Raw genomic sequence first — 4,245 nt, 5'->3', positions numbered from 1 at the left:
GCCCGGCCGCGCCCGCCGCCGTCCTCGACCGCCGCGGCGGTGCGCACCGTCTCCCGCCGGGTCGACTGCGCGCGGGTCAGGTGCGTCGCGCTCACCTTCGACGACGGCCCCGGCCCGGTGACCCGCCGTCTCCTCGCCGCGCTGGCCGCGCGGCAGGCCCGCGCGACGTTCTTCGTCGTCGGCGACAACGCGGCCGTCGACCCCGGGCTGGTGCGGGCGGCCGCCGCCGGGGGCAACGAGATCGGCAACCACACCCAGGGGCACCGCGACCTGACCCGGATGCCGATCCTGCAGATCAACTCCGACGTGCAGCGGACGGAGGACGTCCTGCGCGCCGCGCTCGGCCGCTGCACCCATCTCCTGCGGCCCCCGTACGGCGCGACGAACAGCACCGTCGCGGGCGTCGCCAAGTCGCTCGGCCTGGTGCAGGTGCTGTGGAACGCCGACCCGCGGGACTGGCGCGAGCGCAGCGCCCGCGCGGTGGCGGACCGGGTGGTGGACCTGGCCAGGCCGGGCGCGGTGGTCCGGCTGCGCGACGGGCACCGGCCGACGGCGGACGCGCTGCCCGAGATCCTGAGACGGCTGGCGAACAAGGGCTACGCGTTCGTGACGGTATCGGAGCTGATGGGACCCGAGGGCGTCCAGGCCGGTGGGCAGTACCCCGCCCCCGGTTCCGTCTCCTGACCGGCGCCTCCTGATCCGCCCCCGCCTGTCCCGCGGCCCCCGTCTCGCGGGCGTCAGTGGAAGTTGCGGGCGCGGACCCTGCCCGGGACGGGGAGCCGCCGCAGCCGGGTCGCCCGCACGCTCGCGACGCCGTCGGCGCGTTCGAGCCGGCCGCCGACCAGCAGCGCCTGGGAGTCGACGGCCAGGCCGCGGTGGCGCCGGAACACCTGCGGCGGGCACACCACGTTGACGATGCCCGTCTCGTCCTCCAGCGTCATGAAGACGATGCCGCCCGCGGTGGGCGGGCGCTGCCGGTGCGTGACGAGCCCGGCGACGACGACGTTGGTGTCGCCGGGCGTCCCGGCGACCGCCTCGGCCGTGAGCGCGCCCAGCTCCTCCAGCGCCGCGCGGACGTGCGCCATCGGATGGGTGTGGGCGACGCCGGTCGCCCACAGGTCCGCCAGGGTCTCCTCGACGGGCGTCATCGCGGGCAGCGGGGGCGCCACCGCGCCGGGGGCGGCGCCCTCGAACTGGCCGGGGCCCGACCCGGCCAGCGCGCCCGCCGCCCACAGCGCCTCGCGCCGCGACAGGCCGAAGCCCCCGAACGCCCCGGCGGTGGCCAGGGACTCCAGCGCCCCGGCCGACAGCGGCACCCGGCGGGCCAGGTCCTCCATGCTCGTGTAGGGCCGCCCCGCCGCGACCGCCTCCGCCGTCTCCGTGCCGAGGTTGCGGATCCCCGCCAGGCCCAGCCGGATCGCGGGCTGCGGCTCGGACGGCGCGTGCGGGTGCGCGGACTCGACCTCCACCGGTTCCTCCAGCACCGGGTACACGTCACTGGCGTTGATGTCCACGGGCCGGACGACGACACCGTGCCGCCTGGCGTCCGCCAGAAGGCTCTGCGGGTTGTAGAACCCCATCGGCTGGTTGCGCAGGAGCGCCGCCGTGAACGCGGCCGGATGGTGGCGCTTCAGCCACGCGCTCGCGTACACGAGATGGGCGAAGCTCTGGGCGTGCGACTCGGGGAACCCGAACCCGGTGAAGCCGAGGATCTTCTCGTACACGCTCTCGGCGACGTCGGCGGGGATGCCGCGCTCGGCCATGCCGTCCAGCAGGCGGTGCCGCAGCCGCTCCACCCGCTCCGGCGCCCGCTTGGCGCCCATCGCCTGCCGCAGCATGTCGGCCTCGGCGGGGGTGAAGCCCGCGCAGTCCACGGCGAGCTGCATCATCTGCTCCTGGAACAGCGGGACGCCGAGCGTCCGCGACAGGGCGGGCTCCATCAGCGGATGCGGGCACGCGGCGGGTTCGAGCCCCTTCCTGCGCCGCAGGTACGGGTGGACGGAGCCGCCCTGGATCGGGCCGGGGCGGATCAGCGCCACCTCGACGACCAGGTCGTAGAACCGGCGCGGCCGCAGCCGCGGCAGCGTCGCCATCTGCGCCCGCGACTCCACCTGGAACACTCCGACGGTGTCGGCGTCGCACAGCATCTCGTAGACCAGCGGATCCTCCGGCGGGACCGACTGCAGGTCGTACCGCCGCCCGTGGTGCGCGTCGACCAGGTCGAAGCAGTCGTGCAGCGCGGCGAGCATCCCGAGGCCGAGCAGGTCGAACTTCACCAGCCCGGCGGCGGCGCAGTCGTCCTTGTCCCACTGCAGGACGCTGCGGCCCGGCATCGTCGCCCACTCGATCGGGCACACCTCCCCGACGGGCCGGTCGGCGATGACCATGCCGCCGGAGTGGATGCCGAGGTGCCGGGGCAGCGTCAGCATCCGCTCCGCCAGTCCCAGGACGGGCGCGGGCACGTCCGTCTCGGTGCCGACGGGGTCGCGCGGGTCGATGCCCTTCGACCACGCGTCCTGCTGGCCGGGGGAGAAGCCCAGCGCGCGCGCCGCGTCCCGCACGGCCATGCGCGGCCGGTAGCTGATGACGTTGGCGACCTGGGCCGTGCACTCCCGCCCGTACTTGCGGTAGACGTACTGGATGGCCTCCTCGCGGCGCCGGTGCTCGATGTCGAGGTCGATGTCGGGCGGCCCGTCCCGTCCGGGCGACAGGAACCGCTCGAACAGCAGCCCGTGCCGGACGGCGTCGACGCCGGTGATGCCGAGCGCGTAGCAGACCGCCGAGTTCGCCGCCGATCCGCGCCCCTGGCACAGGATGTCCTCGCGACGGCAGAACTCCACGATGTCGTGCACGATGAGGAAGTAGCCGGGGAACCCGAGCCCCTCGATGACGTCCAGCTCCCTGGCGATCTGCGCGTGCGCGCCGGGGACCCGCTCGGCGTCCGGCGGCCCGTACCGCTTCAGTGCCCCCTCCTTGACCAGGCGCCGCAGCCAGCTCGCCTCGGTGTACCCGTCCGGGACGGGCCAGTCGGGCAGCCGCGGCGCGACCACCCCGAATTCGAACCGGCACTCGCGGGCCAGCGCCACCGTCCGTTCCCGGACGCCCGGGAACCGCGCCAGCCGCGCCGCCATCTCCGCGCCGCCGCGCACGTGCGCGGTGCCGCCCGCGGGCAGCCACCCCGCCATGTCGTCCAGGCCGCGGCGGGCCCGGACCGCCGCGAGCGCCTGCGCGAGCCGCGCGTCCGGGCCGGGCGCGGCGAAATGCACGTTGTTGGAGGCGACCACCGCCGTCCCGGTGCGGGCCGCGAGCGCGAACAGCGCGTCGTTGCGGTGGTCGTCGTCGGGCTGGTCGTGGTCGACCAGCTCGACGAACACGTTCTCGCGCCCGAACAGCGCGGTCAGCCGGCGCAGCTCGCGCTCGGCCGCCTCCGGGCCGCCCGCGGCGAGCGCCGCCGGGACCGGGCCCTTGCGGCACCCGGTCAGCACCGCCCAGTGCCCGCCGTCCGCCCCGCCGTGCGCGCCGGCGAGCGCCTCCAGGTCGTACACGGGACGGCCCTTGCGCCCGCCCGCCAGCTGCGCCGACGTGATCGCCGCGCAGAGCCGCGCGTAGCCCAGCGCTCCCCGCGCGAGCACCAGCAGGTGCCGCCCGGCCGGGTCGGGCGGCCCCGCCCTCGGCCCGGGCAGCTCCAGGCTCAGCTCCGCGCCGAACACCGTCCCGACGCCGGCCTCGTCGGCGGCCCGCGCGAACTGCACGGCGCCGTACATCCCGTCGTGGTCGGTGATCGCCATCGTCTCCACGCCCAGCCGGGCGGCCTCGGCCACCAGCGCCGCCGGGTCGCTCGCGCCGTCCAGGAAGCTGAACGACGAGTGGCAGTGCAGCTCGGCCCACGCGACGGTGCCGCGCACCGCCGGCCGGGGAGGCTCCGCCGCGGGCGCCCGTGGCCCGGCGGCGGGCTCGGACGCCCGCCAGGACAGCCTCTCCTCGAACTCCCGCCACGGGATCGGCGGGTTGCTCCACCCCATCAGCGCGCCCGGTTCGTGATCGCGCTAGTCATAGCCCGCCTCGACGTGCCACCGGCCGCCCTCGACGGCCAGGAGATAGGCGCCGCCGTCGGCGGTGACCACCTGGAACCGCGCCCGGCGCCGCGCCCTCGCCGGGTCCCACCAGAACTCGTCCGCCGGCCACGGGCCCGTCCACCCCGTGACCGCCGCGGCGGGCGCGCCGCCGAACGCCAGCGCGGCGGGC

The 4,245-nt window shown here is 76.4% G+C and carries 2 protein-coding genes and 1 pseudogene; 1 reads left to right on the top strand and 2 read right to left on the bottom strand.

Features of this window, described 5'->3' with window-relative positions:
* Nucleotides 1-684: polysaccharide deacetylase family protein (locus E1291_RS39715; RefSeq protein ID WP_306434509.1), on the top strand; the 684-nt coding region annotated here is incomplete at its 5' end.
* Between the two features lie 53 nt (nucleotides 685-737).
* Here the strand turns inward: E1291_RS39715 and E1291_RS39710 are convergent.
* Nucleotides 738-4,022, bottom strand: a complete 3,285-nt coding sequence (locus E1291_RS39710; RefSeq protein WP_131743161.1) for an error-prone DNA polymerase — start codon at nucleotides 4,020-4,022, stop codon at nucleotides 738-740.
* A 24-nt stretch (nucleotides 4,023-4,046) separates the two neighbouring features.
* Nucleotides 4,047-4,245, bottom strand: a pseudogene (locus tag E1291_RS39705) (DNA polymerase Y family protein); the annotation flags it as partial.

This window comes from Actinomadura roseirufa (assembly GCF_900659635.1).
In the GTDB taxonomy this organism is placed as follows: domain Bacteria; phylum Actinomycetota; class Actinomycetes; order Streptosporangiales; family Streptosporangiaceae; genus Spirillospora; species Spirillospora roseirufa.
The sequence above is the reverse complement of the archived record's forward strand: the minus strand, read 5'-3'. Positions and strand labels throughout refer to the sequence as shown.

Excerpts from the sequence above, each read along its gene's own strand:
- E1291_RS39710 (WP_131743161.1), bottom strand. The coding sequence starts at position 4,022 with ATGGGGTGGAGCAACCCGCCGATCCCGTGGCGGGAGTTCGAGGAGAGG.